Genomic DNA, 23,999 nt, shown 5'->3' on the forward strand with positions numbered 1-23,999 from the left:
TAAGCCTTCTTTTTATGGCTTTAAGATGACTTTTATACAATCATCTTGTTTTTCATTGAATATGTGATACGCATGAGCTGCGTCATCTAGCGGTAATTGATGTGTGATGATCGCTCTAGGATCAATTTCCCCGGTTGTCACTTTTTGATAAAGCTTTGACATGTACCCTCTCGCTGGCGCCTGTCCCATTTTCAGCGTGACGTTTCTTGCGAAAAAAGCACCCAATGGGAACATATTGTAAAGACCTCCATACACACCCGTCAGCTGAACAGTCCCGCATTTCCTCACGGCTTTTGTGGCAATTTGAATGGGCCCTATCGTTCCGCCTTGCAGCTTGAGCTTCTGTTCAATCTTTTCAAGCGGTGACTTTTTCCCATCCATCCCCACACAATCAATGACAACATCCGCCCCACCTTTTGTGAGCTCTTTTAGGGTTTCTCCCATGTCAGGGTCTTCTGTAAAATCAAATACTTCTACGCCGCTCATTCGTTTTGCATGGTGAAGGCGATAGTCTATGTAATCAACAGCAATGACCCGCTCTGCGCCCTTTTGCCAAGCAAATTGCTGTGCCATTAACCCAACAGGTCCACATCCTAGCACAATAACCGTATCCCCCTTTTTTACACCTGCGTGTTCTACACTCCAATAAGCAGTTGGCAGAACATCTGATAAAAACAGCAATTGTTCATCCTCTAACTCACAATCATCCGGCACCTTAAATGGTGTATAGTTTCCAAAGGGCACACGTAAATATTCAGCCTGTCCTCCGGGGTAATTCCCATATTTCTCACTGTATCCAAAAAGTCCGCCTGAATCATAATGGGGATTTGAGTGATCGCATTGACTTTCTAAATGGTGATGGCAATACTGGCATTGACCACACGCCACGGTAAATGGAATGACGACACGATCTCCCTTTTTCACCGCAGTGACATCCGGCCCGACTTCCTCTACCACCCCCATCGGTTCATGCCCAATCACATAGCCAATAGGAAGCGGGAAATTCCCTTGATATAAATGTAAATCTGACCCACAAATTGCTGTAGATGTTATCCGAACGATGACATCTTCACGATCTTGTATAGATGGTGCAGCTACTTCCTTTACCGCAATGCGGCTTTTCCCTTGATAGGTGACAGCTCTCATCTGCATTTCCTCCTTTAGTTCAAGTCATCATTTCTATAGCTTCACCTTGAATGGATGGTTCATGCATATGAATAGGGATGCTGTTCCATAAGGGAAAACAAAATAACCCGCCGATTGATTCAGCAGGTTGTTTACTTCAATATGTGTAACGCGTTACACAGCTATTTTTCTTCGACAAACACCAAATCATACTGAGCAGAGGTCTCCCCACCCTCCATCATGTTCCCTTCCTGTATAAAATAAGGGCACATACCTGGACTTTGTGCTTCTTCAAATTGTTCAAACACTTGCTCAATATAGCCAGGCAGCAGCAAAACCAAAAATTTATTTGAATGAGACACTAATTCATACGAGTGAACGGTATTCGGAGGAATATAAGCAAAATCCCCCGGCATCAAGCAAATATTTTCTCCGTTTAACTGAAGATTCATTCTGCCTTCAACACAATAAAGTGCTTCTGTATGCACTTCATGATAATGCGGACGTAAGCCTTTTCCCTTTGTCCCTTCAATCACAAAATAACTGAATCCGCCTCCTGTTGTTTCTGTTGTCGCAATCAGCTCATGAAGCTGACCTTCGACCATGTATTGCTTTCCTTCACCAGCCTCCAGCACATATGGCTGCACTGCGCGCGGGAGCTGACTATGAAACAAAACAGCTGGCTTGGTTGTATTGGATAGCTCCCTAATGCCGTGCATCAACATGATATCGCTTTCTTTTTCAGCCTGATGAAAGCTGTCTGCATCAAATGGGTGATCAGTCATCGGCCATTCATTCTGCAACAGCCTCTTTCCGATTTGCTGATAGACACCTGTCATTTGCCCGCCCAGTGTATAAGAAATAAACCGTGTTTTGTGACTATGCATTCTATAGCCATGAATTGTTTTGGGCGGAATATGAATATAATCGCAGGCCGTCACCATATACTTTTTACCGTCCAGTATCACTTCCAGCTTCCCTTCCAGCACAAAGATGGTTTCAAATAGCGTCTCATGACAATGCAGCGGAAAGTAAGCACCTTTCCCACCTGTGATTAAGACAAGCTCAAACAGTTGATTTGTTTGATTTGCTTCTGCCAGCACATGTACAAGCTGATTTTCCAAACCATACAGCTCCCCCGAACCGGACACGGTATAAAAAGAGGTATCTTCGGATTGCTTGATCGATTGTGGTTGCTCCGACATCCCATCACTCCTCATGACTAATTGACTATCTTTATTATATAGACCAATTGATATAATAGATAGGCAATATGCGAGAGATTTTACTCTTCTCGCATAAATAAGTGTCTAAGGTAACATTTTACGTGCTCTAAAGGTGTCGTTTGCTTTAATGCAGTAGTCATTGATAATCCGCCTATGACCATTGAATGAAGGAGAGATGCCCGCTCATCCGCTTTTGTTTCATCATATCCGCTATTCATCAGCTTTTCTTTGACAAGCTCTTGCCAGCGGATCATTTCTTGTTTACATGCAGCATGAAGTTTTGTATGTTCAGGTTTTGACTCTGCCGCCAGTAAGACAATCGGTATCCCTCTTTCACTTTCTTGCTCCATAAAACCCCGAATGATATTTGTCATAAAATGATCGACGGCGACATATGGATCATCAGAATAGGCAAAACTTTCTTCAATTTGATCGATGACCCTTTGACTAATATATTCAACGGCTGCTATGGCTAGCTCTTCTTTTCCATTTGGAAAGTAATAATAAAGAGATCCTTTCGGCGTGCCGCTCTCTCTAATGATTTGATTCAACCCTGTCGCATGATACCCCTGTTTACGTAAAAGAAGTGCGGCCGTTTGAATGATTTTGTCCTTCGTACTCACGTGTGACACTCCTTTCCTCCATAGACCAACGTCGATGCCATTGTTATTGATTCAGTAATGGATGCGTTCCTTTCCATAATGAGGATGATTCTATTTCTGACGCCAGTCTGAGCAGCCAGTCCTCTTTTCCTTTTGGTGCTGTCACCTGTACGCCTAAAGGCATGCCTGCTTCTGTGAGATGAACTGGCACACTCATAGATGGCTGGCCGGTTAGGTTAGCCAGCTGTGTAAATGGTGTGTAGGTCAAACTCTTGAGGAACATTTCATAAATCAGATCCTGCTGTGCTTGCATTGAAAGGGATGACACACGTAACAATGCAGCAATTTCTTGATCGTTATGCATCAGCTCGCCAACCTTTGGAGCCGAATAGGCAGTAGCTGGGGTCACATATAGATCGTAGGTTTGATGAAATGCGGCCATTTTTGCAGCGGCCATATCCCATGCATCAAGACTTTCTGTATAAGCAGCAGCTGTCACGTTTTTTCCTGCTTCCGCCAGTACCCATGCCACAATATCTGTCTCCTCCGGCTTCACCGGACGCCCGAATGAACGAGCCAGAGAGGTAAATAAGGCAGACATTTCACCGCTGTTCATGACGTAATATTGCTGCATCAGATGGACACCATCAATGTCCGGCTTCACTTCTTCTATTTGATGCCCTTGTTCACTCAGCCATTTCACAGTGTTCAAGACTGCCTGCTTTGCTTCCTCACTCACCTTCGTGCCTACTGGAGAGTCTACACTGTAAGCAATTCGCATAGAAGAGGTTCGTTTCACCAAATCCTCCTGATAGCTGCCGTCATATAATGGCGTTTGGAACGCAGCTTCTGGCTGAATGACTTGAAGCAAATCAAGCAGGGCTGCACTGTCTCGAACTGTTTTTGTGAGTGTAAAGTCAATGGAAGCTCCTTGCCACTGCCTTCCTGCACCCGGGCCGACCGGTGTTCTCCCCCTTGTTGGCTTGAGTCCAAATAAACCAGTAAAGGATGCCGGAATCCGAATAGACCCTCCGCCATCACTCGCTCCACCCGCAGGTACGATGCCGCTTGCCACAGCTGCTGCCGTCCCGCCGCTTGAACCGCCCGGAGAATAGTCAGCATTCCAAGGGTTTCTCGTCGGACCATATAAAAAGGGTTCTGTCACATTTCTCAATCCGAATTCAGGTGTGTTCGTATGACCGATCATGAGGAGCCCAGCCTGCTTCAATCGACGGACAAAGTGGGAATCTGTTTGCACCTTTACATCCTTTAACAGCAAAGCACCCGCCGTCAAAGGTTCATGCTCCAACCCCTGCGATATATTTTTCAACACAAACGGAACACCAGCAAACGTCTGATCCGCATCTAGTGACTTCATGTCTTTGAACACTTGATCTCGTCTAGTATGAATCACCGCATTTAGTACTGGATTCACTTCTTCCAATCTAGTAAATGCAGCTTGTACAAGCTCTTCGGGCGTGACCTGCTTTTTCTGCACAAGTGACGCCAGTCCCGTCGCATCATACGTCATATACTCTTTTACATTCATCGGCATGTCCTTCTTTCTCATATTATGATCTCTCTATTGTCTACTAGAATTCTATGAAATTCAATTTCGGGATACGTGTGAAAAAAACTTTCTTTCTAGACTATGATTCTTCTAACCATCTATCTTATTTCTCCGATATAATAAAGAAAAAAAGACGGAGGTCACCTCATATGCAAGGAGCCATTGCCTTGAAAAAGAAAATCGTCGTGGTCATCGCGTTTCTTCTTGCTTTGACAACTGCTTTGCCCTTCCATTCGCAGGCAGCTGCACCACCAAAAGAAACAGATGTCATCATCGTCTATAAAAATCAAAAAGGAAAACAGACGGCTATTCAAGAAAGTGAAAAAGTGAACGCTCAATACATACATCTTCCAGCTGTAGCAGTGACAGCAGATGAGCAAGCTGTCACCTCACTTAAAAAAGACCCAAACATCGCTTATGTTTCAAAAAACGTTAGGGTCAAACTCGCTGCTGCTACCGTAAAAAAAACGGCTGCTGCTACTGGTCAGGATGCTTTGGTACAAAAATCTTATAACTTGCAGAAGCTCAATGTAAAGCAAGCAATCAAAGAAGGCGTGACAGGGAAAAATGTGAAAGTAGCCGTTCTCGATACTGGTATTTTCCCACATGAAGATTTAAAGGTAGCCGGCGGTAAATCATTCGTCAATTACACGTCTTCTTACAAAGATGATGAAGGACATGGAACACATGTCGCCGGTACAATTGGGGCGCTCAATAATGATTACGGTACGGTCGGTGTCGCTTCTGGTGTGAAGCTGTATGCTGTAAAAGTATTAGATAAAAAAGGAGAAGGCGACTTATACAGTCTGCTCCGAGGCATTGATTGGGCGATTAGCAATAAGATGGACATCATCAACCTAAGTCTAGGTTTTGAAGATAACATTCCGATTTTACGTTCAGCAGTTGATGAAGCATACAAAAAAGGACTGCTGGTCGTTGCTGCAAGTGGAAATGATGGAAAGAAGAATGGGATTAGTTATCCTGCCGCATACAATAGCGTCATTGCTGTTTCCGCAACGACTGACAAAGACAAACTCGCCTCCATCTCTAATACGGGGAAAGGAATTGAATTTTCAGCTCCCGGCGAGAACGTCATCAGTACCTATTTGAAAAATGAATATTGGTATGCAACGGGTACATCACAAGCGGCACCACATGTCACAGGGATGCTTGCGCTGTTAAAACAGCTACATCCTAAGAAAACAAATGTGCAGCTCCGTACTTTATTGCGCAGCTATACAGTGGATCTTGGCGCAAAAGGAAAAGATCCACAATTCGGCTATGGCCGCGTGCAATATGTGCCGCAGTCAACCTTTTTAAAGGCTGCGACAAGCACAGTCAAGACAGCCGAAACATCTAAAAAACAGACAGATGTTGATCAAGCCAAAACGAAAATTGGCAGACTGACTGCTAGTAAACAAAAAACTGCACTCACTGACCGAGTCAAAAAAGTCCAAACAGCCATTGATATTCGTGACGCACGAGCGAAGGTCAAATCAGCTGAAAAAAGTAAAACCCAAGGCTCGATTAAAAGTGCCCAAACGGCTATTAAAAAGCTATCCAAAGGCAAAGAAAAAACAAGCCTACAAAACCGGCTCGACAAAGTCAAAAAACAAGTCGCCTATCAAAAGAAAGTGACAGATGCCAAACAAAAAGTCAAAAAAGCCGAAGCCAAACGAACAAAGAAAACAAAAGCAACCGCTCAAAGTGCGGTCAAACAACTAAAAGCATCTAAAACAAAAACTGCTTTACAAAAACGACTAAACCGGATCAAGGTTTGATAAAAAAACGATTCCTTTCAGCAAGGAATCGTTTTTTCTATTTCAACATCTTCTGAAAGAGGGTGTGATGATACTTCCCTTTCGCATCCAGCCTCACTTGATCGAGGATGTGCGCTAACGAATGGATGACATCACGGAGTGCTCGATGAACCGAGCCGTGTTCAAAGGAAGCTAAACTCTCCGGCAGTTCATCTTCATCCAAAACAAAGAAATCACCATTCGGCAGAACGAGTAGATCAATCAATAAATCTTCAAAAACAACCGCCCGTTCTTCAAACCATGTATGTCTGACGATATTCACATAAGAGCCAAGTTCATTGCCTTGATCATCCCGCCAAAAATAGACATTGTAAGGCCGGTCCATCCAATAATAAGCGGTCGTATAACTCCCTTTTGGAATCGTGACAGTGCCATCACCAGCAACCATTGTAAATGGTTCTTGAATTTTATGAAACAACACGACTTGCTGCTCCTGTGCGTCTAACAGCTGACACGTATGTTCCACAACCTGATCATCGTATTTGATTTTTCTCTCAATGACGTCATCCCAAGAATTTGCATATAGCGGAAACAATCGGTCACAACCCCTTCTGCATCTACTTCTTATTCTAGTATACACTGCTTTCTTTTGAAGAAATAAAGGTTCACTGCTGCTGCCTATGGAAGACATATGGTGAGGTGAAAACAAATGAACGGAATCACAATCATCGAAACCGTAGCAGAACTCGGACAAATCATCTTGGTTTTTTGTGGCTATGCCCTTTACTGGCGGCTTGTGAAAACGAAAAGAGATCGAAAGCTGACCCCTTATGAACATGTGTTGAAATTCTTTGTCATGTTCGGATTAATCTCATGGTGCTTTTCATATATGGCACTGAACGTATGGGTATCATGAGAAAGAGGAAGAGCCCCGTTCATGCAGGACATGCTCTTCCTCTTCTTATACAGCGTGTTATGAGCCAGCCGGCTGTTCTTTTTTGATCACATACTGATAGCTCTTCACATGCGTCCCATTTTGATTCACAAATTCTTTATCAAGTGCCCGTTCAAAGCCCATTCTTTCATATAAACGAATGGCGGCCTGCATTTTATCCGACGTATGAAGGTACAGGACGTTCTCGCCCCACGATTGCGTCAGTTCTATACTTTTACGCAACAATGACTCTGCAATGCCTTTTCCTCTCACATCAGGATCTACCCCTAAAAACCGGACAATCGCTGAAGTAATGCCCATCTCCGGCTTGTCATATGCCTGTTCTGATGATCGGAACATTTGAAGGGTCCCCACGACCTTGCCCTCAAGCTCAGCCACAAGCATCAACTCCATGTTTGGGTTATCTACAGCCGCTCGCAAGGCTGTAGAATAATTTTGCCAGCCTTCCTCTGTAAATTGAGGCTCATACTGTGCGTATGATTTGATCAGCACATGTGTGATCGCCTCATGATCTTCACTCACTGCTTGACGAATGATCAACTCTTGCTGCTCCATGCCAGCACCTCCTGTTTGTCTATGAATGGATATACGTATCATGCAATCACTGCATGCCGATGATCTGATTCTTTTCTCTACTCATTCAATGTAAAGAGTCTCCTTCGAAAGATCAATGATTTTGCACGAAAACTTCTTTGAAAATTTTGATTGAAATGGAAAGCTTGATTCATTATGCTGATTTGAGGACGTATACGAGGAGTGGCATCATATGAATTCTTTATCTTATCCCCAAGAATCGAAAAAAAATCGATTCCTCCTTGCCGCGCTTCTTGGCTCTTTAACAGCCCTTGCACCGCTGGCAATGGATATGTATTTACCTGCTTTACCTAATATCGCCCGTGACTTTGAAGCAAGCACGGCGCTGTCTCAGTTAAGTCTCATGGCTTGTTTGATTGGACTTGCGCTTGGACAGCTGATTGCAGGTCCAATCAGTGATACAGTCGGCAGAAGAAAGCCGCTCATGATTGGATTAATCATTTTTATTGCGGCCTCTCTTTTATGCACAGTGGTCACATCAATTTGGACATTCATTCTTTTAAGGCTGATTCAAGGACTTGCTGGATCAGCAGGGATTGTCATTGCACGAGCCATCGTACGAGATCATTATGAAGGCTCAGAAATGACGAAATTCTTTGCTTTGCTCATGTTAGTCAACGGAGTCGCTCCAGCAGCGGCACCGATCGTGGGCGGACAAATGTTACGGTTCACGACGTGGCAGGGTGTGTTTGTTCTGCTAGGAATCCTCGGGGCACTCATGCTCCTAAGATCGATGTTTTCATTGAAAGAAAGCTTACCTGCGGAACGTAGACAGACTGGAGGCTTCAAACAGATCCTAGGTGCGATGAAAATTCTAGCGAGCGATCGACTCTTTGTCGGATATGCTCTCTCACAAGGACTTGTCTTCGCCGCCATGTTTGCGTATATCTCTGGATCACCGTTTGTACTGCAGGAGATTTTCAACCTTTCTCCGCAGGGCTTCAGTGCTGCCTTTGCGGTGAATAGTCTTGGCATCATCACAGCCGGACAAGTATTTGCCCGCGTTGCTGCGAAAATTGGTGAGGAGAAAGTCCTTCGCATTGGGCTGCTGACAGCTGCTTTAGGAGGCGTCACCTTGTGTGTGATGATCTCTATTGATGCAGGGCTTTATGGCATCCTCATTCCGCTCTTTTTTGTGGTCTCTAGCGTTGGGATTGTCGGCACGTCTGCTCCTTCTCTTGCGATGCAGCATCACGGTGCGCATGCTGGAAGTGCCGCTGCCCTCATCGGTGTGGCACAAATGCTTCTTGGCGCATGCATGACACCCCTTGTCGGCTTAGCTGGAAGCCAGACTGCCTTTCCCATGGGGCTGATTATTATGCTCTGTGACCTTGGCGCACTCTGCTGTTATTTTTTCTTTGTTGCCAGAGCGAAAAAAAGACCCGCATAAGCGGGTCGCAGATTGTTGACAAAGGGCTAAAATGAACTTGATTTTAGCCCTTTGTCTTCTTTTCAGCGTGATAGAAAACCTTTGCATCCCTAGGAAGGACGAGCATCGGCGCGGAGCGAATTTGACATTCGTGAGCACCGAAGCGCAGGACTGACACCGAATGCGAGGGTTTGTCTACACGCTGAGACCCGCATAAGCGGGTCTTTCATTTATGGCTTGCTCCAATTGATCGTGCGGAACACATTGTTCTGGTCATTGTTTTGATATGCATCTAGGTCAAAGCCTGAAAGTCCAAAACCAATTGCCATGACAATTCCTCCGGCAACGGTGAAGATGATCCCCCATTTGATGCATTGCTTTTTTAAATCATTCACGTTCATACTCTCACGACCTTCTTTTTAAACATTCCCATGAATGCCTTAGTGGTTTGAACAGTCCCTTGCACAAATAGCTTTGTTAAATACGCCGTGGCTATGCCGCTTAATAATCCGACACCTAATAGAAGAATCCCAACTCCGATCTGCGTCACCACCACATGCAAACCATCCTGAAAAATAAATGGAGAACCAATGATACTCCAAAAACCACCGAGCAAACCAACTAGCGTCATTGTACCTGTCACGAGTGGAACGCACCAAATCACCATATACACAGAAAGAATCAGCAGGAAGACTGTTGCTAGAATGCTGCCCCATAACGGAAAGCCTAAAATGAGGATGGAGAGCCTTGTGGCTTTTTCTCCAAACGTCGGCACCTGAATGGTTTTGATTCCTTGTTCCTTCAAAATTCCTTCAGCGATGATGGCAGGCTGACCGACTTGATGAACTGCTTCCTGTTCACTGTAGCCATCTTCCTGATAATCCTCGATCATTTCATCGTAATACTCGATGAACCGATCACTTTCTTTTTCGCCTAGACGATGCAGGTGCTTCTCTAAGCTAGCTAAAAATTCTTTTTTATTCATTGCCCTGTCCTCCAGAAATAAAGTCGTAAATCGCCATCACTTGATCCCATTCCGCTAAAAATTGCGCGATATGCTCCCGTCCGTTCTTTGTCATCCGGTAGTATTTTCTTAATCGACTGTTATGTTCCTGTGAATAGGTCTCCACATAATTGTTTTGCTCTAACCGCTTTAATATCGGATATAATGTCGATTCTGAAATCTCAATACAATGGGACATATCTTTAATCATTTGATAACCATAGGAATCGCCTTTCTTTAATACCGCCAGTACACAGAATTCCAGTAATCCTTTTTTTAGTTGTGCATTCATGTTTACAACTCCTAACTATTTATACTATACAATACATAGTATGATGTGACAAGAGGTATCTTTTGCAACTTTTCACTCTCAACGTCGCTATAAATTTTCATACAGGAAGTTTCTCTTTCTTCAAGGCTTCACCTGATCAAGATAAATCTAGCGTGTGTCTATTGTAGACAACAAACATACACAGGAACGAATATCATAGGAAACAACTCATTTAATCTCTTTATTTTAAAGGGATAAGCTGAATTGTATGGAATTAAGAAGTTCATTCACAATGGCTTATCCTTATGAACTTCATACTAAGTTTTACGAACACTCAAATCGAATTAAAGTGATGAGAACGGCTGAAAGTGGCTAGTTCTTTTCAACCCAACCAATACCGAATAATGGTAGACCTTAAAAAACGAGGAGCTGATGACCTTGAAAAAAATGTGGAGTAATTATCTCACTTTAGTCATTACACTAACTTTGTGTTATATCGTGTATTTGTTCATCTTCAAACAACCTTTTACCATTACACCCATCATCCTGTTTGTGGTGGGAGCGGCCATTGCTGAGTGTATACGTTTTTTCGTTCTGAAAAGTAACGAGAAAAAAGATGATACCTTGAAAAAATAGTCCCTTAAACATAAGATCACTCAACATATGAAAAGACACCCCCACTTTATAGTGGAGGTGTCTTTTTTCACTTTTTATATATTCACAAATCCCTCTCCAAACACATCCCGCACGTCATGGACAACAACGAATGCGTCTCGATCAATTTTCTTAATGATTTTCTTTAAACGCATAAGCTCTTGCTTTTGAATAACCGCATAGAGAATTTCCTTCGATTCCTTCGAATAATGACCGCGACCGTTTAAAATGGTCACGCCTCGATCCAAGGTGTGATTGATTTCTTCTGCAATATCATCTTTGCATGAAGAAATAATCGTGACTGCTTTTTTCGTGTTAAGCCCTTCTATGACGAAATCCATCACCTTAGTCGCCACATACAGCATCACAATCGTAAACATTAATTTTTCCGCACCAATAATAAAGTAAGAAGCAAAAACAACGATCAGATCAAAGAACAAGATGGCGTAGCTCACGTTCCAGTCTAGATACTTATTCGCAATTCGCCCAAGAATGGCAGATCCCGCTGTTGTACCACCCGCTCTTAAAACAAGACCAATGCCAATACCAATGATGATCCCTGCGAAAATAGAACCAATGATCAATTCATGGACATTCACCACCCATGTAGTGGTCAAATGTAAAAATAGAGAGTTACTTGCGACAGCTACCACTGTGTAGATCGTGGTCTTCTTGTCCAAGTATTTATACCCCACAAGTAATAAAATCGCATTCAACACAAGGTTTGTCAGCCACGGCGCAATCTCAAACATATAGTAGAAAATGATGGACAGCCCCGTTACGCCGCCTTCACCAAACTCAAGTGGAATGACAAACATGTTCACAGCTGCAGCAAATAAAAAAGAACCAACTAGAATCATTGCAATATCTTTTACACATTTTTTCAATTTCTTCTTTCCTCCTTTTCTAAGCATATAAAAAACCCTCTTTCTGCACGAAAGAAGACAGTCGTTGGACAAAATAAAAATCAAAAGACGGCGCCTTTTGATGAAGCTTTCTGAAATGAACCTTTCCATAATATATATCTCTTTTTAGAGGCTGTCAATGACTTGGTTTTCTATTATTTCAACTGTATGTTTATGCACTCAAACCCGCATGTTTTCAGGGTTTTTCCGTCGTATGATGCTTATTCCTCTCCTTGACAAAAACACTTTAGTCATTTAAACTACTGCCTCATATCATATCCATTATTTCCGATCGACAAAGGAGGCTGTTTGATTTATATGAATCCTATTCAAAGCCGTTTACAGGCTCACACACCTTTGATTTTAGATGGTGCACTTGCAACAGAGCTTGAACGAAAGGGCTGTGATTTAAACGACAGTTTATGGTCAGCCAAAATCCTCATTGAACAGCCAGAATTGATTCAGCAAGTACACTTGGACTACTTCCAAGCAGGTGCTGACTGTGCAACAACAGCCAGCTACCAAACGACAATTGATGGCTTTGCTGAAAAAGGCTATACAAAAGAAGAAGCCATCGAATTAATGAAACGATCTGTCACGTTAGCAAAAGAAGCATGCGAGCAGTTTTGGCAGGATGAGACACAACATAAAGAGCGGGCAAAACCATTTGTCGCTGGATCTGTGGGGCCCTTCGGCGCTTATTTGTCTGACGGTTCAGAATATAAGGGAAATTACGGACTCACAGAGCAGGCGCTCATTGATTTTCACAGACCAAGAATTCAAGCATTGGTAGAGGCTGGTGCAGATATTCTCGCTTGTGAAACCATCCCTTGTCTCATTGAAGCAATCGCTATCGCTAAACTGCTGGAGGACGAATTCAGCGGTGTGTATGCGTGGATCACGTTTAGCGCAAAGGATGGCAAGCACATTAGTGAAGGGGATCTGCTGAGAGACTGTGTACAAACGCTCGAGCCATATGAGCAGATCGCTGCTGTTGGCGTAAACTGTACACCGCCGCAATATATGTCTTCTCTTATTCAGGAGATGAAAAAAGGGACAAGCAAACCGATTGTCGTGTATCCGAACTCAGGGGAATTATATGATCCTGAAGAAAAGGTTTGGAGCGGAGATACGTCTCACCATACATTTGGTGAATGTGCGCAGCAATGGTATAAAGACGGTGCACAAATCATCGGCGGCTGCTGCCGGACGACACCAGAGGATATTACCGATATCTTAAAACAGGCAACATCGTAGCATCATGACTCAACACACATACTTCTAAGCAAAAGGGCGGGAAGACATGGAACAAGCAAAAGATCAGTCACAACAATATCAACGAAAAATGACAAGCCGTCACCTGTTCATGCTTTCTTTAGGTGGCGTGATTGGCACAGGACTCTTTTTAAGTTCAGGATATACGATCAATCAGGCCGGACCTGCGGGAACGATTTTGGCTTATCTGGTTGGGGCATTAATTGTGTACCTCGTGATGCTCTGTTTAGGTGAACTGTCTGTCGCAATGCCGGTTACAGGCGCTTTTCACACATATGCAACAAAATACATTGGGCCCGGCACTGGCTATACAGTGGCTTGGCTTTATTGGCTGACATGGACCGTGGCACTTGGTTCAGAATTTACAGCGGCAGGTCTTTTAATGCAGCGCTGGTTCCCGGACACATCGGTTTGGATGTGGAGCGGTGTTTTTGCGCTTCTCATCTTTTTACTCAATGCTTTTACAGTTAAGTTTTTTGCAGAATCGGAATTTTGGTTTTCTAGCATTAAAGTCATGGCTATTATTCTCTTTATTATTCTTGGCGGAGCGGCGATGTTTGGATTGATTCCACTAAAAGGCGGTGAGGCCGCTCCGTTCTTCTCTAACTTCACTGGAGATGGGGGTCTCTTCCCAAACGGCTTTTTACCGATTTTAATGACCATGCTGGCTGTTAATTTTGCTTTTTCGGGTACTGAGCTAATTGGGATTGCTGCGGGCGAAAGTGTCAATCCAGATGAGACCATTCCCCGGGCGATTCGCACGACTGTGCTACGTCTTGTCCTGTTTTTCGTCGGAACGATCGTAGTCTTAGCCGGCTTAATTCCAGTAGAAGAAGCCGGGGTGATCAAAAGTCCTTTCGTTGTGGTATTTGATCGCATCGGTATTCCGTATGCGGCAGATTTCATGAATTTTGTCATTCTGACAGCGATTTTATCTGCTGCAAACTCAGGGCTATACGCCTCATCTCGCATGCTATGGTCCCTTTCTGAAGAACGAACATTACCTAAAAAGCTGGCAAAATTGACGTCAAAGGGAATTCCTTTGAATGCACTCATTTTGAGTATGATTGGGGGCATTCTCTCTTTGCTATCGAGTGTCATCGCACCTGAAACGGTGTATCTGGTTCTTGTTTCAATCTCTGGACTTGCCGTTGTTGTTGTATGGATGGGAATTGCAGCTTCACAGTTCATGTTTCGCAAAAAATTCTTACAGGATGGCGGACAGCTTCATGATTTATCTTTCCGAACCCCGCTCTATCCGGTGGTTCCGATTGCTGCCTTCCTCCTATGCCTTGCATCTGTGATCGGCATTGCTTTTGATCCAAATCAGCGTATTGCTCTTATCTGCGGTATCCCTTTTATCGCACTCTGCTATGCTGCCTATTACATGACAACATGGATTCAGAAAAAACGAGAAAAACCTGGTGTATAGCACCAGGTTTTTTGTTTGTTCCAAAAAAGGATATCACTAGCAAAACAAAGACATTTTGGTATATGATAGGAATCTATGATTTTCAGGATGAATCAAGGGAGCTGTCGTTAATATGGAAATGACCATTACAAGAGCATTAAGTGAACTGAAAATGTTAGATAAAAGAATCAACCGAACGATTGATGAAGCTGTACTCGGTGGCTTGGTCATCGGGAAACATATACAGAACGGATTTCAAAATCAAGAAGAAGTAGAAAAAAAGGCAAAAGCAGATGACCAATCGATTCAAGCATTAATCAAACGCCGAAATGCCATTAAATCAGCCATCGTTGTGTCGAATGCTACGACAACGATTGAGGTGGCGGGTGTTAGCATGACCGTAGCAGAAGCCATTGAACGCAAGACATCCATAGATTACGATATTCGTTATTTACGAAAATTAAAAAAGGTCTACACAGAGCTGGTTGACCGGTCAGAACAAATCAATGAAGATGTGAAAAAGAGACTGGATCAACATTTAGAAACACTATTTGGGAAAGACGGAAAAACACAAGCCGCTGCCAACCAAGAGATCGTCAAGTCATTCCTAGCTGAAAATGAGGCGGCGATCATTGACCCTCTTCGTCTTCGAGTGAAGATTGAACAGCTTTCGAAAGAGATTGAAGATTTCCAAATGGAAGTGGATTTCTCCTTATCAGAAAGCAATACCTTGACAAAAATACAGATCGACTAGTCGATTTTGTTAGTGAGCCGAAAATCGATAGGACTAAACACCTCCGAGGGAAAGGTCATTCCCTCCTCATCTGATGATCATCTTAGGATGATCCATGATAAAAGCTCAAAGCTGAACGTTCAAAGCTGAAAGCTCAAGTATTCAAAGTTCTTATCCATCAAAGCTCAAGATGTAAAGCTCAATGCTCGATCGAATCTGGGAGAAACGGCTCATGAGTGTTTGTTTAGCGACTCTTTCGGTTGCCGCCCAGCAGGTTTGCTAACAAAAAGAAAAGGATGTCACTAGCTGACATCCTTTTTTTCTATGAAAACGACAGGGCTTGCGCCAAGTCGCATCTTCTAGCAGATTAGTAACGTGATGTATATGCCAAATGGTACACACTTGTCACATTTGAAGATAGCGTGATGTCGTTTGAAGTGAAAGTCACTGGAACGATATCGTAGTAATGTGTAGACCAGCCTGCATTATTGTATGTACGGTAGCCTGCACCTGCAGGAACTTGAATCGTTAGTGAAAATTGTCCATTCTCGTCTGTTGTACCTGTCGCTGTTTGAGCATATGATTTGATTGCTGCTTCAAAATAAAGCTGAATTGGCTGATTCGCCATGAGTTGACCACTTGTGTCCTTTAATGTTCCTTTAAAAGTAGCTGGATAATATGAACCTACACGATATTTACTGCCAGAACCGTAATTGACCATACCACCGTCTGCTGCTGTGACGCCTGTTACTTGTACGGATGCTGGTACTGCTCCTGTTTCCTCTGCATGTGCAAAGCTTGGGAAAACGAGAAGCAATGATAGAAAGAAAGCAAACATGATTTTTTTCATCGATAAATCCTCCTTTTTTTTCCTACTATATTACTATCGACAGTTATTGTCATTTTTCCAGTAAAAAACAAAAAACTTCCCTTTTTATTCAAAAGGGAAGCTACAAGAGACTATTTTTTCACAACAACTTTCACTGCTTTACTTTCTCTTTTTCTCACATCTGAAGCCGTCACATACAAGACGGTTTTGGCTTTTTGCGGCTTGATTTTAGCCGTAAATGCGCCTTTGCTATTCGTTTTGACCGTTTGAATGACTTTCTTTGATTTGTTCTTCACCTTGATCGTCAAGCCTGCACCCGCAGTTCCTTTGACCGTTTTACTTTTCACTGTTACTCGATTCACCTTTGGCTTAGCTGGCGCTTTGCCCTTTTTCACGACCGTTTTGAGCGAAGTCGCAGCCTTTCCTTTTGATATCTTGATGTGAAGCACTTTATTTTTGTTTTGATGCTTGATCTTCACACTAAAGGTTCCCTTTTTGCTTGCCGTGCCTTTTCCAAGCAGGGTTTTGCCTCTATACACAGAAATGGCAGCGCCGGCTTTCGCCTTTCCTGTCACCTTTTGATGCTGATCTTCTACTTTGTTAACTGATGCGTTTAATTCAACAGCACTTAATGCGGCAAAAGCATTGAGTCTGCCATGTCCTGTCATCCAATCGATACCCGGAATTTTCGGATCAACAACAGGCTCGTCATATTCATCATAGAAAATGTCATCTGTTCCATCAACAGCTTTAAATGAAATATCATCCGCTGTATTTTGTAAAATATTTCTCACTTGATTTGGTTTCAGGGTTGGATTTTTAGAAAGCAGTAATCCTGCTGCTGCTGCAACATACGGTGTAGCCATTGATGTCCCGCTCAGGTATGAAACATTCCCATCAGGCATTAAGCTTGGGATATCAGACCCTGGTGCGGACATGCTTAATCCTTTCCCATAGCTTGAGAATTCAGCGGCAATATCCATGCGATTGCTTGCACCAACTGCCATGGCGTACTTGGAAGTCGCAGGATAACCCATTTCTGGAATGCCATCGTTTCCGCTTGCCACTACCACTAATACATTTTTTTGTGCAGCATAGTTCATCGCATATTCAATGACCTTGCTGTAGTAGCCGCCAAGGCTCATGTTGATGACCTTTGCACCTTTGTCCACTGCATGTTTAATGCCAAGAGCAATATGCTCTGTATCTCCATTTCCATACGCATCCAGTACTTTGACTGGGATGATACCTGTATGTTGGTTCAGCCCCGCCATGGAGTAATGATTATCGGCTTTTGCTGCAATGATACCTGCCACATGGGTACCGTGGCCATTGTCATCAATTGCATCTTTATTACGGCCGATGAGATTGGCACCTAAGTCTGTACGAACCGTTCCGCTTAAATCAGACAAACGGCTGTCGACACCTGTATCCACAACAGCGATTAACGTTTGCTTCATTTTGCTTGTGCCAATCAATGTATTCATTTGTTCAAACTTCACATCAGCGCCTTTTTTCCCACTGTTTTGGGCACTGTTTTTCAGCGGCCACTGGTAACCATACTGCGCGTCATTGCTGAGCGCACGATACGTTTGTACAGGCTCTGCAAATTCAACATTCGGCATACTAGAAAGCTTTCTCGCCGTGCTTTTGATCACAGCTTTGCCTGCTTTCAGCGTTTTGCCAGCTGATTCTTTCCCTGCCGGTACATCATAAACATACATTCCTTTAAATAAAGGATTTACTGACTGAGATGTCACACGGTTTTCTTGAATTCCGTAGCTTTTCATTTTCTTTTTTGCGGATTGAAGCGTTTGTCCATCCTTTAATTTAAAGATGATTTTGTTTGTGTTGACCTTTTCTTCTGGAACAAGCTTTTGTTTCTCTAATACATAACCGATCGATTTTCCTTCAAGCTGATCGATTCCTACTTTTTGCCCCACTGTTTCTAATTCCTTTTTTAAATAGGCTGGACTTGCCTCTTTGAGCATATCAAAAAGGGAACGGATCGCCTGTTGCTCTTTCTCTGTGACGATATGACCGCTGAATGCACCATTTTTCTCTACGTCATTTAGCAATGATTTTAATGTCAGCAAATGATTGTACACCGTTTGCTGCTTTTTTTGATTGTTGATGAGTTTAGATTTGAGAAACGGCTTTGTTTTTTGTAGCAGACGTGTAAGCTTCTGACCATCGGCTGTTTCATTGAATCGTTTGTCTTCGATCGTACGAATGGATTGAAGAATTTGACGTCCATGCTTTTTCTCAATAATGATGATCGTTGGTTCTTCTTCTTCAGGGAAAATCGGTTCAGATGGCGGGAGATTCGCGCCTTTATACCCGATTGTATATGCTGCATCCTCTTCCTCATCACGACTGTCTTCCTCTGAACCTAAATACAGCACTTTGACATAGTAAGGACCTGACCATGCATGCGGGAAGTTGATTTCTGTCTCTCCACTTGCTGTGTCCACACGATATCTCGAATAAGTGTCATCCTTTATCGCTCTATCCTTACTTGGGTAGACCGATACAGATAACACTTGTTTGCTTTTGACAGAAATTTGCATATGTGTATGTTTTGCCACATCATCTGCAGATGGCGTAATTTGGTACCATGACTCTTCTTTTTCATTCTGTAATGTACCTGAGATGACTTCACCATCTTTCAACCCAATGGCTTCATTGACACTTGTGCCTTTACTAACTGCTGATGCTTCGTACCCAGGTAATGCAGCCATACATAGAATGATAGCCATGAGTACAACCACACAGGATTTGACCTGCTTTTTAAACATGAAAAGACCCCCTTATCTTTTACAATACCTTGGAAGAATATCACAGAATCCCTTTTAGTAGAATCTGTTTTTGACATAATTAAACTCGTTTTAAGCTAGGATTTGAGATATTCAGATGGCTAGTCTGATCGCTTCATAAACTTTTTGCCATTTTAAACGGAAAATGATGCTATTTAACCATGTCGAAAAGTACATTACAATCAAATTGTAAGCGCTTAACAAACAAGAGAGAAGGGATCAGCTTGTTCCAAAAAGATCATGTTTTTACACAAGTAAACGGTCGATCAAAGAATGAGATTTTACAATACATTTCCGAGAAAGCTGAAGACCTTCACATTACAAACGATCAGTCAGGGTTATTAACAGATTTGTTGAAACGCGAAGACGAAGTCTCAACAGGACTTCAGCAAGGTTTTGCGATTCCTCATACAAAAAGCTCTGCTGTTCAAACGGCTTCACTTCTCTTTTTAGAACTTGAACAACCCATAGAATGGGGAAGCTTCGACGATTTGCCAACAAGCTATTTATTTACACTGCTCGTTCCACTAGAAGAGGCCAATGTCACACACCTCAAATTACTGTCTGGCATTGCCACAAGTTTAATGGAGCCTGCTTTCATCGAAAAGATTCAACCCGGTCAAACAGCAGACTATTATTACGAAGTCATTGAACAACAATTGAAAGAGGGGATTACACAATGAAAATTGTCGGTGTCACTTCATGCCCAGCAGGGTTAGCTCATACACCAATGGCAGCAAAAGCATTAGAGAATGCGGGTAAACAGCTTGGACACGAGATTAAAATCGAACAACAAGGAATTATGGGACAGGTGAATGGCATTACAGCAGAGGAAGCCAAGCAGGCAGACCTTTGCATCATTGCCTCCAATCAGCACATTAACGACGCTGAACGCTTCTCAGGTATTCCTACTGTACGTGTCGAAATCGGACGCGCCTTAAAAAATGCCGAGCAAATCATCACAAAAGCCGTTGCGCTGGTTGAAAAGAAAAAATCTGAATCCCAATAAACAGGAGCAATGCCATATAGAAAGGAGCAAAGCAGAATGAAAGCAAAATTAAAAGTCATTGAAGGCCACCTCATGACCGGTATTTCTTATATTCTTCCGGTGATCATCGGAGCTTCACTTATCGTTGGTTTAGCCAAACTAGTCGGGTTAGGTTTTGGTGTATCAGATTTAAACGCCTATAAAGATGCAGGCGGCATTTTACATGGTGCCTATTTGATGGAACAGGTTGGCTGGACAGGCATTGGCTTAATGAACGTACTGCTCGCTGGCTTTATTGCCTATTCGATTGCGGATAAATCTGGTCTTGCAGCCGGCTTTATCGGCGGAGCTCTTGCCAGCTCAACAAATGCTGGTTTTATCGGCGCCGTCATTGCAGGTTTCTTCGCCGGATATGTCGCTCTCTTTGTGAAAAGAAAAATTCAAATTCAAGGCTCCGCAGCTGGACTCGTCCCTCTGCTCATCTTACCGCTCATTACTGTTGGCTTAACCGGACTTCTCATGTCCGTTCTGCTAGGCGGTCCATTAGGGGCTTTGAACACCGCATTAATTGAATGGATCAAAGGCATGGTCGCAGATGGAACAAGTACACTCGCACTTGCTCTCATTCTAGGCGCAATGATTGGCTTTGATCTTGGCGGCCCAGTGAATAAATCAGCTTGGATGGCTGGTAACGCGCTCTTCCTATCAGGTGTCTATCTTCCTGCCATTCTCGTCAATATCGCGATTGTCATTCCTCCGCTTGGATACGGGCTTGCGACATTGATTCGAAAACGCAACTTCTCTCCTACCTTTAGAGAAGCCGGACGAGGCGGTCTTGTGATGGGAATTATTGGGATTACAGAAGGAGCCATTCCCTTTACACTCGTCAATCCTTTGAAATTGATTCCGCTGAATGTCGTCGCTTGTGCTGCTGGAAGCGGGGTCGCTGCCTTATTAGGTGTCCATGACATCATGCCGCCAATTGGCGGACTATACGGATTCTTCTCAGTAGGAAACTGGTGGGCGTATTTAATTGGCGCGCTAACTGGCGCACTTGTTATTGGAATTGGCGCCAACCTGCTTGTGAACTTCTCTGAGAAAAAAGAACCCCAAAAGCCAGAACATGATCAGAAGCAGAAAGAAGAAGATGATTTTGACCTTGTGCTAGAAGGATAATTTGAACAAAGAAAGGTGTCGTTACACAATGACTGTCAATGTACATGTAATTCCACATACTCACTGGGACCGGGAATGGTATTTTACCACCTCCCGTTCCCGTATCTACTTAATGAAAAGCGTAATGGACATATTGGACACCCTCGAAACAGATGAACGATTCCATTACTTCATGCTCGATGCACAAGCATCCTTGCTAGATGATTACTTGAAATGGCGCCCAGAGGATGAGGATCGAATTAAACAGCTCGTCACAGCAAAACGCCTCATCATCGGTCCATGGTATACACAAACCGATCAGCTCGTGATTTCTGGGGAATCGATTGTACGGAACCTGCAATATGGGATTGAGCGCTGTCAGCAGTTCGGACATGTCATGAAGGTCGGTTATGTCCCTGATTCCTTCGGTCAATCTGCACAAATGCCTCAAATTTATCAAGGCTTTGGTATTGTCGACACAGCCTTTTGGCGCGGCGTTTCTGATCATATGACGAATCACACAGAATTTAATTGGCGCGGGGCTGATGGCAGTGAAGTGTTTGCAGTGAATCTGCCATTTGGCTACTACTACGGAGGAAATATTCCTGAAAAGGATGAAGACCTGCAAGCCTTTCTTTCTGAAAAAATCGGGGCGCTGCAAGCAAAAGCCACGACAAAGAATGTCTATTTCCCAAATGGCTTTGACCAGGCGCCTATTCGTAAAAACCTGCCTGACTTATTAGAAAAAGCCAATGAAATAGACGAGCACCACTATCAAATCAGCAGTTTAGAAGACTACATTGCAGCAGTGAAAAAAGAGCAAACTTCTTTTGAGACATTAGAAGGAGAGCTCATTCATGCCAAGCATATGCGAATTCATAAGTCCATTTTTTCAACAAGAGCAGATTTGAAAATCTTAAACAATCAAATTGAAAACTATCTTGTCAATGTGATGGAGCCGATCCTTACAATCAGCTATTCACTCGGACACGATTACCCGCATGACACGGTGCGTGATATTTGGTACCTCATGTTTGAAAATGCAGCGCATGATAGCATTGGCGGCTGTAATAGTGATACGACGAATCAAGATGTCTTCTTCCGCTATAAACAGGCAAAGGAAATCGCCGAGAATCTTGTGGACTTACACATGCGTCTCATCGCCATCCGGCTGCAAACTGAGCAAGAAATCACGTTCACTTTATTTAATACACTGCCTTCAAAGCGCTCTGAAGTCATTGAAGTCGAAACCTTTATTACAGAACGTCCATTTACGCTAAAAGACGTTGATGGACGAACTCTTCACTACACAGTCAAAAGCAAAACCGATGTGACAGATTATGTCTTAGCACAGCAGATTTCACTTAACCCAAGCAAAGAGGTGTACATGCCAAAGCAAGTCTGGAAAGCTGTTTTACTCATTGAAGCAGTCGACTTGCCATCCGTTGGTTATACACAAGTCAGCATGGTTTTCGATGAATCTAGTGAATCCATTTTAGAAAAAACAGAAGGCCATGTCATTGAAAATACGTTTTATCGCATTGCAGCAAATGACAATGGGTCATTAGAAATTACGGATAAACAGACCGGACGAACGTTCTCTGAGCAAATGATCTTTGAAGACAACGGAGATGATGGGGATTCTTATAACTATTCACCACCGCGTGAGGATCTTTATGTATCATCTAAAGATATCTCATCAGCAGACATCACCGTATCTAAAAGCAGTTTACAGGAAGAGCTCACCATCAAGCTTCAATTGACTGTCCCATTTGATTTAGAGGAACGTTCGGAGCAAAAGGTGACGACTTCGCTCCCGATCACAGCGAAGGTGGCTTTAAATAAAGATGAAGCGGTCATCCGTTTTCATGTGAATGTTGATAACCATGCGCTAGACCACCGTCTACGGGTACTCTTTGATACAGGTATTGCATCAAACGTATCACTCAGCGATCAACAGTTTGGCACCATCGAACGTCCAACGGAGCTGACGCAAGAGCTAGAATGGTGGAACAATGAACATTGGGAAGAAAAACCGATTACCATTGAACCAATGCAATCATTTGTTGCACTTCGCGATGAAGCATATGGTGTCTCTCTTTTGACGGACTGCGTCAGAGAATACCAAATCACAGGCGAAGACTACACAACCATTGCTTACACACTCTTCCGCTGTTTCGGAAAAATGGGGAAAGAAAACCTTCTTTATCGTCCTGGCCGGGCTTCTGGAGAAAAAATCGTAGAAACACCGGACGCCCAGCTTCAAGGATCGCTATCATTCTCCTTTGGCATGCACTATAGCCAAGAAGCGGTGAATGAAGGACACTTGGCTCAGCTTGCTAAACGTTACACCACCCCGGTTCAGTGCTACGAGCGGGCAGACTTTTTAAACGGTCGTTTAATTTTCTCTTTCCGAGATGAAAAAGAAGACTTACAATCTACTTATAGCCTGCTTGACATTGAAACAGACGGGGCCGTTCTAAGCGCTTTGAAAAAAGAAGAGCATGGAACAGGCATTGTCATTCGTCTCTTCAATCCATATTTAACACGTCAAACAGCCGCTTCAATCAATAGTTCATCTCTACAACATGGAGAAACAGCGAATTTAGGCGAAACACCTGAAGGACATATACTGAAAGCACAACATGGATCATTACACATTGAACCGCTCACACCTTGTCAGGTACAAACCTACATTGTAAAGAAAAAATGAACATGTAGGGGCGGGATCCATTTGGATTCCGCCTCTCTTTAATGG

At 43.2% G+C, this 23,999-nt stretch carries 22 protein-coding genes; 10 read left to right on the forward strand and 12 right to left on the reverse strand.

Annotation, left to right across the window (positions count from 1 at the left end):
• Nucleotides 1-12: 12 nt before the first annotated feature.
• The 4 genes from MHH23_RS19915 to MHH23_RS19930 all read right to left on the reverse strand — a co-directional run bounded on the left by MHH23_RS19915 (nt 13) and on the right by MHH23_RS19930 (nt 4,502).
• Nucleotides 13-1,146: a zinc-dependent alcohol dehydrogenase gene (locus MHH23_RS19915; protein ID WP_035390568.1), complete on the reverse strand. Its 1,134-nt coding sequence runs from the start codon at nt 1,144-1,146 to the stop codon at nt 13-15.
• A 161-nt stretch (nt 1,147-1,307) separates the two neighbouring features.
• Nucleotides 1,308-2,330 carry a quercetin 2,3-dioxygenase gene (locus MHH23_RS19920; RefSeq protein WP_039166427.1) on the reverse strand — a complete coding sequence of 341 codons (1,023 nt, stop codon included), beginning with the start codon at nt 2,328-2,330 and terminating at the stop codon, nt 1,308-1,310.
• A gap of 80 nt (nt 2,331-2,410) precedes the next feature.
• The gene (locus MHH23_RS19925; RefSeq protein WP_024719023.1) at nt 2,411-2,974 is read right to left on the reverse strand and encodes a TetR/AcrR family transcriptional regulator; all 564 of its coding nucleotides are present in this window, start codon (nt 2,972-2,974) and stop codon (nt 2,411-2,413) included.
• Between the two features lie 43 nt (nt 2,975-3,017).
• Nucleotides 3,018-4,502 (reverse strand): amidase, encoded by a 1,485-nt coding sequence (locus MHH23_RS19930; RefSeq protein WP_340960152.1) that lies wholly within the window; start codon nt 4,500-4,502, stop codon nt 3,018-3,020.
• Between the two features lie 188 nt (nt 4,503-4,690).
• Between MHH23_RS19930 and MHH23_RS19935 the strand changes: the two genes are divergently transcribed.
• Nucleotides 4,691-6,304 carry a S8 family peptidase gene (locus MHH23_RS19935; protein ID WP_301232065.1) on the forward strand — a complete coding sequence of 538 codons (1,614 nt, stop codon included), beginning with the start codon at nt 4,691-4,693 and terminating at the stop codon, nt 6,302-6,304.
• A 37-nt stretch (nt 6,305-6,341) separates the two neighbouring features.
• On the opposite strand, the gene MHH23_RS19940 is transcribed toward MHH23_RS19935, so the two are convergent.
• Complete coding sequence (locus MHH23_RS19940) at nt 6,342-6,878, reverse strand: DUF402 domain-containing protein (RefSeq protein ID WP_160758235.1); 537 nt, start codon at nt 6,876-6,878, stop codon at nt 6,342-6,344.
• A gap of 114 nt (nt 6,879-6,992) precedes the next feature.
• Between MHH23_RS19940 and MHH23_RS19945 the strand changes: the two genes are divergently transcribed.
• A complete protein-coding gene (locus MHH23_RS19945) occupies nt 6,993-7,199 on the forward strand; it encodes a hypothetical protein (protein WP_008342164.1) in 207 nt (68 codons plus the stop codon).
• Between the two features lie 57 nt (nt 7,200-7,256).
• Here MHH23_RS19945 and MHH23_RS19950 read toward each other — a convergent pair whose 3' ends face one another.
• Nucleotides 7,257-7,793: a GNAT family N-acetyltransferase gene (locus MHH23_RS19950; protein WP_058336302.1), complete on the reverse strand. Its 537-nt coding sequence runs from the start codon at nt 7,791-7,793 to the stop codon at nt 7,257-7,259.
• Nucleotides 7,794-8,004: 211 nt separating this feature from the next.
• On the opposite strand from MHH23_RS19950, the gene MHH23_RS19955 reads away from it, so the two are divergent.
• A complete protein-coding gene (locus MHH23_RS19955) occupies nt 8,005-9,222 on the forward strand; it encodes a Bcr/CflA family efflux MFS transporter (RefSeq protein ID WP_191219123.1) in 1,218 nt (405 codons plus the stop codon).
• Nucleotides 9,223-9,431: 209 nt separating this feature from the next.
• Here MHH23_RS19955 and MHH23_RS19960 read toward each other — a convergent pair whose 3' ends face one another.
• The 4 genes from MHH23_RS19960 to MHH23_RS19975 all read right to left on the reverse strand — a co-directional run bounded on the left by MHH23_RS19960 (nt 9,432) and on the right by MHH23_RS19975 (nt 12,016).
• Nucleotides 9,432-9,596, reverse strand: a complete 165-nt coding sequence (locus MHH23_RS19960) for a hypothetical protein (protein ID WP_216895649.1) — start codon at nt 9,594-9,596, stop codon at nt 9,432-9,434.
• A 2-nt stretch (nt 9,597-9,598) separates the two neighbouring features.
• Nucleotides 9,599-10,186, reverse strand: coding sequence for a DUF1700 domain-containing protein (locus MHH23_RS19965; RefSeq protein WP_072367545.1), 588 nt, complete (start codon nt 10,184-10,186; stop codon nt 9,599-9,601).
• Entirely contained in the window at nt 10,179-10,496 is a 318-nt protein-coding gene (locus MHH23_RS19970) for a PadR family transcriptional regulator (RefSeq protein ID WP_008342169.1), read from the reverse strand. Before MHH23_RS19970 ends, MHH23_RS19965 begins: the two co-directional genes overlap by 8 nt.
• A 689-nt stretch (nt 10,497-11,185) precedes the next feature.
• Complete coding sequence (locus MHH23_RS19975) at nt 11,186-12,016, reverse strand: YitT family protein (protein ID WP_025206673.1); 831 nt, start codon at nt 12,014-12,016, stop codon at nt 11,186-11,188.
• Nucleotides 12,017-12,352: 336 nt separating this feature from the next.
• Between MHH23_RS19975 and mmuM the strand changes: the two genes are divergently transcribed.
• The 3 genes from mmuM (at nt 12,353) to MHH23_RS19990 (ending at nt 15,474) form a co-directional block, all read left to right on the forward strand.
• On the forward strand, nt 12,353-13,291 hold the full coding sequence (gene mmuM, locus MHH23_RS19980; RefSeq protein ID WP_268432003.1) for a homocysteine S-methyltransferase: 939 nt from the start codon (nt 12,353-12,355) through the stop codon (nt 13,289-13,291).
• A 46-nt stretch (nt 13,292-13,337) separates the two neighbouring features.
• Nucleotides 13,338-14,741, forward strand: coding sequence for an S-methylmethionine permease (mmuP, locus tag MHH23_RS19985; protein WP_045034642.1), 1,404 nt, complete (start codon nt 13,338-13,340; stop codon nt 14,739-14,741).
• Nucleotides 14,742-14,853: 112 nt separating this feature from the next.
• Nucleotides 14,854-15,474 (forward strand): hypothetical protein, encoded by a 621-nt coding sequence (locus tag MHH23_RS19990; RefSeq protein WP_017360397.1) that lies wholly within the window; start codon nt 14,854-14,856, stop codon nt 15,472-15,474.
• Between the two features lie 346 nt (nt 15,475-15,820).
• Here the strand turns inward: MHH23_RS19990 and MHH23_RS19995 are convergent, their stop codons facing one another.
• The gene (locus MHH23_RS19995) at nt 15,821-16,303 is read right to left on the reverse strand and encodes a hypothetical protein (RefSeq protein ID WP_007498435.1); all 483 of its coding nucleotides are present in this window, start codon (nt 16,301-16,303) and stop codon (nt 15,821-15,823) included.
• A 110-nt stretch (nt 16,304-16,413) separates the two neighbouring features.
• Nucleotides 16,414-19,080, reverse strand: a complete 2,667-nt coding sequence (locus MHH23_RS20000) for a S8 family peptidase (RefSeq protein ID WP_340960153.1) — start codon at nt 19,078-19,080, stop codon at nt 16,414-16,416.
• Nucleotides 19,081-19,322: 242 nt separating this feature from the next.
• Between MHH23_RS20000 and MHH23_RS20005 the strand changes: the two genes are divergently transcribed.
• The 4 genes from MHH23_RS20005 to mngB are packed head-to-tail and all read left to right on the forward strand — an operon-like array spanning nt 19,323 to nt 23,954.
• Complete coding sequence (locus MHH23_RS20005) at nt 19,323-19,781, forward strand: PTS sugar transporter subunit IIA (RefSeq protein WP_024719036.1); 459 nt, start codon at nt 19,323-19,325, stop codon at nt 19,779-19,781.
• On the forward strand, nt 19,778-20,107 hold the full coding sequence (locus tag MHH23_RS20010) for a PTS fructose transporter subunit IIB (protein WP_007498438.1): 330 nt from the start codon (nt 19,778-19,780) through the stop codon (nt 20,105-20,107). Before MHH23_RS20005 ends, MHH23_RS20010 begins: the two co-directional genes overlap by 4 nt.
• Nucleotides 20,108-20,143: 36 nt before the next feature.
• Nucleotides 20,144-21,262, forward strand: a complete 1,119-nt coding sequence (locus MHH23_RS20015; RefSeq protein ID WP_017358746.1) for a PTS fructose transporter subunit IIC — start codon at nt 20,144-20,146, stop codon at nt 21,260-21,262.
• A 28-nt stretch (nt 21,263-21,290) separates the two neighbouring features.
• Nucleotides 21,291-23,954, forward strand: a complete 2,664-nt coding sequence (gene mngB, locus MHH23_RS20020; RefSeq protein ID WP_340960154.1) for a mannosylglycerate hydrolase — start codon at nt 21,291-21,293, stop codon at nt 23,952-23,954.
• The last annotated feature ends 45 nt before the right edge of the window (nt 23,955-23,999 follow it).

The sequence above is a fragment of the Bacillus sp. FSL K6-3458 genome (genome assembly GCF_038005045.1).
Taxonomy (GTDB): Bacteria; Bacillota; Bacilli; order Bacillales; family Bacillaceae; genus Bacillus; species Bacillus altitudinis.

What these genes read in the sequence shown, in the direction of transcription:
- MHH23_RS19995 (WP_007498435.1), bottom strand. Translation starts at nt 16,303, where the DNA reads ATGAAAAAAATCATGTTTGCTTTCTTTCTATCATTGCTTCTCGTTTTC.
- MHH23_RS19920 (WP_039166427.1), bottom strand. Translation starts at nt 2,330, where the DNA reads ATGTCGGAGCAACCACAATCGATCAAGCAATCCGAAGATACCTCTTTT.
- MHH23_RS19930 (WP_340960152.1), bottom strand. Translation starts at nt 4,502, where the DNA reads ATGAATGTAAAAGAGTATATGACGTATGATGCGACGGGACTGGCGTCA.
- MHH23_RS20000 (WP_340960153.1), bottom strand. Translation starts at nt 19,080, where the DNA reads ATGTTTAAAAAGCAGGTCAAATCCTGTGTGGTTGTACTCATGGCTATC.
- MHH23_RS19915 (WP_035390568.1), bottom strand. Translation starts at nt 1,146, where the DNA reads ATGAGAGCTGTCACCTATCAAGGGAAAAGCCGCATTGCGGTAAAGGAA.
- mmuP (WP_045034642.1), top strand. Translation starts at nt 13,338, where the DNA reads ATGGAACAAGCAAAAGATCAGTCACAACAATATCAACGAAAAATGACA.
- MHH23_RS19970 (WP_008342169.1), bottom strand. Translation starts at nt 10,496, where the DNA reads ATGAATGCACAACTAAAAAAAGGATTACTGGAATTCTGTGTACTGGCG.
- MHH23_RS20010 (WP_007498438.1), top strand. Translation starts at nt 19,778, where the DNA reads ATGAAAATTGTCGGTGTCACTTCATGCCCAGCAGGGTTAGCTCATACA.
- MHH23_RS19945 (WP_008342164.1), top strand. Translation starts at nt 6,993, where the DNA reads ATGAACGGAATCACAATCATCGAAACCGTAGCAGAACTCGGACAAATC.
- MHH23_RS19955 (WP_191219123.1), top strand. Translation starts at nt 8,005, where the DNA reads ATGAATTCTTTATCTTATCCCCAAGAATCGAAAAAAAATCGATTCCTC.
- mngB (WP_340960154.1), top strand. Translation starts at nt 21,291, where the DNA reads ATGACTGTCAATGTACATGTAATTCCACATACTCACTGGGACCGGGAA.
- MHH23_RS19965 (WP_072367545.1), bottom strand. Translation starts at nt 10,186, where the DNA reads ATGAATAAAAAAGAATTTTTAGCTAGCTTAGAGAAGCACCTGCATCGT.
- mmuM (WP_268432003.1), top strand. Translation starts at nt 12,353, where the DNA reads ATGAATCCTATTCAAAGCCGTTTACAGGCTCACACACCTTTGATTTTA.
- MHH23_RS20015 (WP_017358746.1), top strand. Translation starts at nt 20,144, where the DNA reads ATGAAAGCAAAATTAAAAGTCATTGAAGGCCACCTCATGACCGGTATT.
- MHH23_RS19950 (WP_058336302.1), bottom strand. Translation starts at nt 7,793, where the DNA reads ATGGAGCAGCAAGAGTTGATCATTCGTCAAGCAGTGAGTGAAGATCAT.
- MHH23_RS19990 (WP_017360397.1), top strand. Translation starts at nt 14,854, where the DNA reads ATGGAAATGACCATTACAAGAGCATTAAGTGAACTGAAAATGTTAGAT.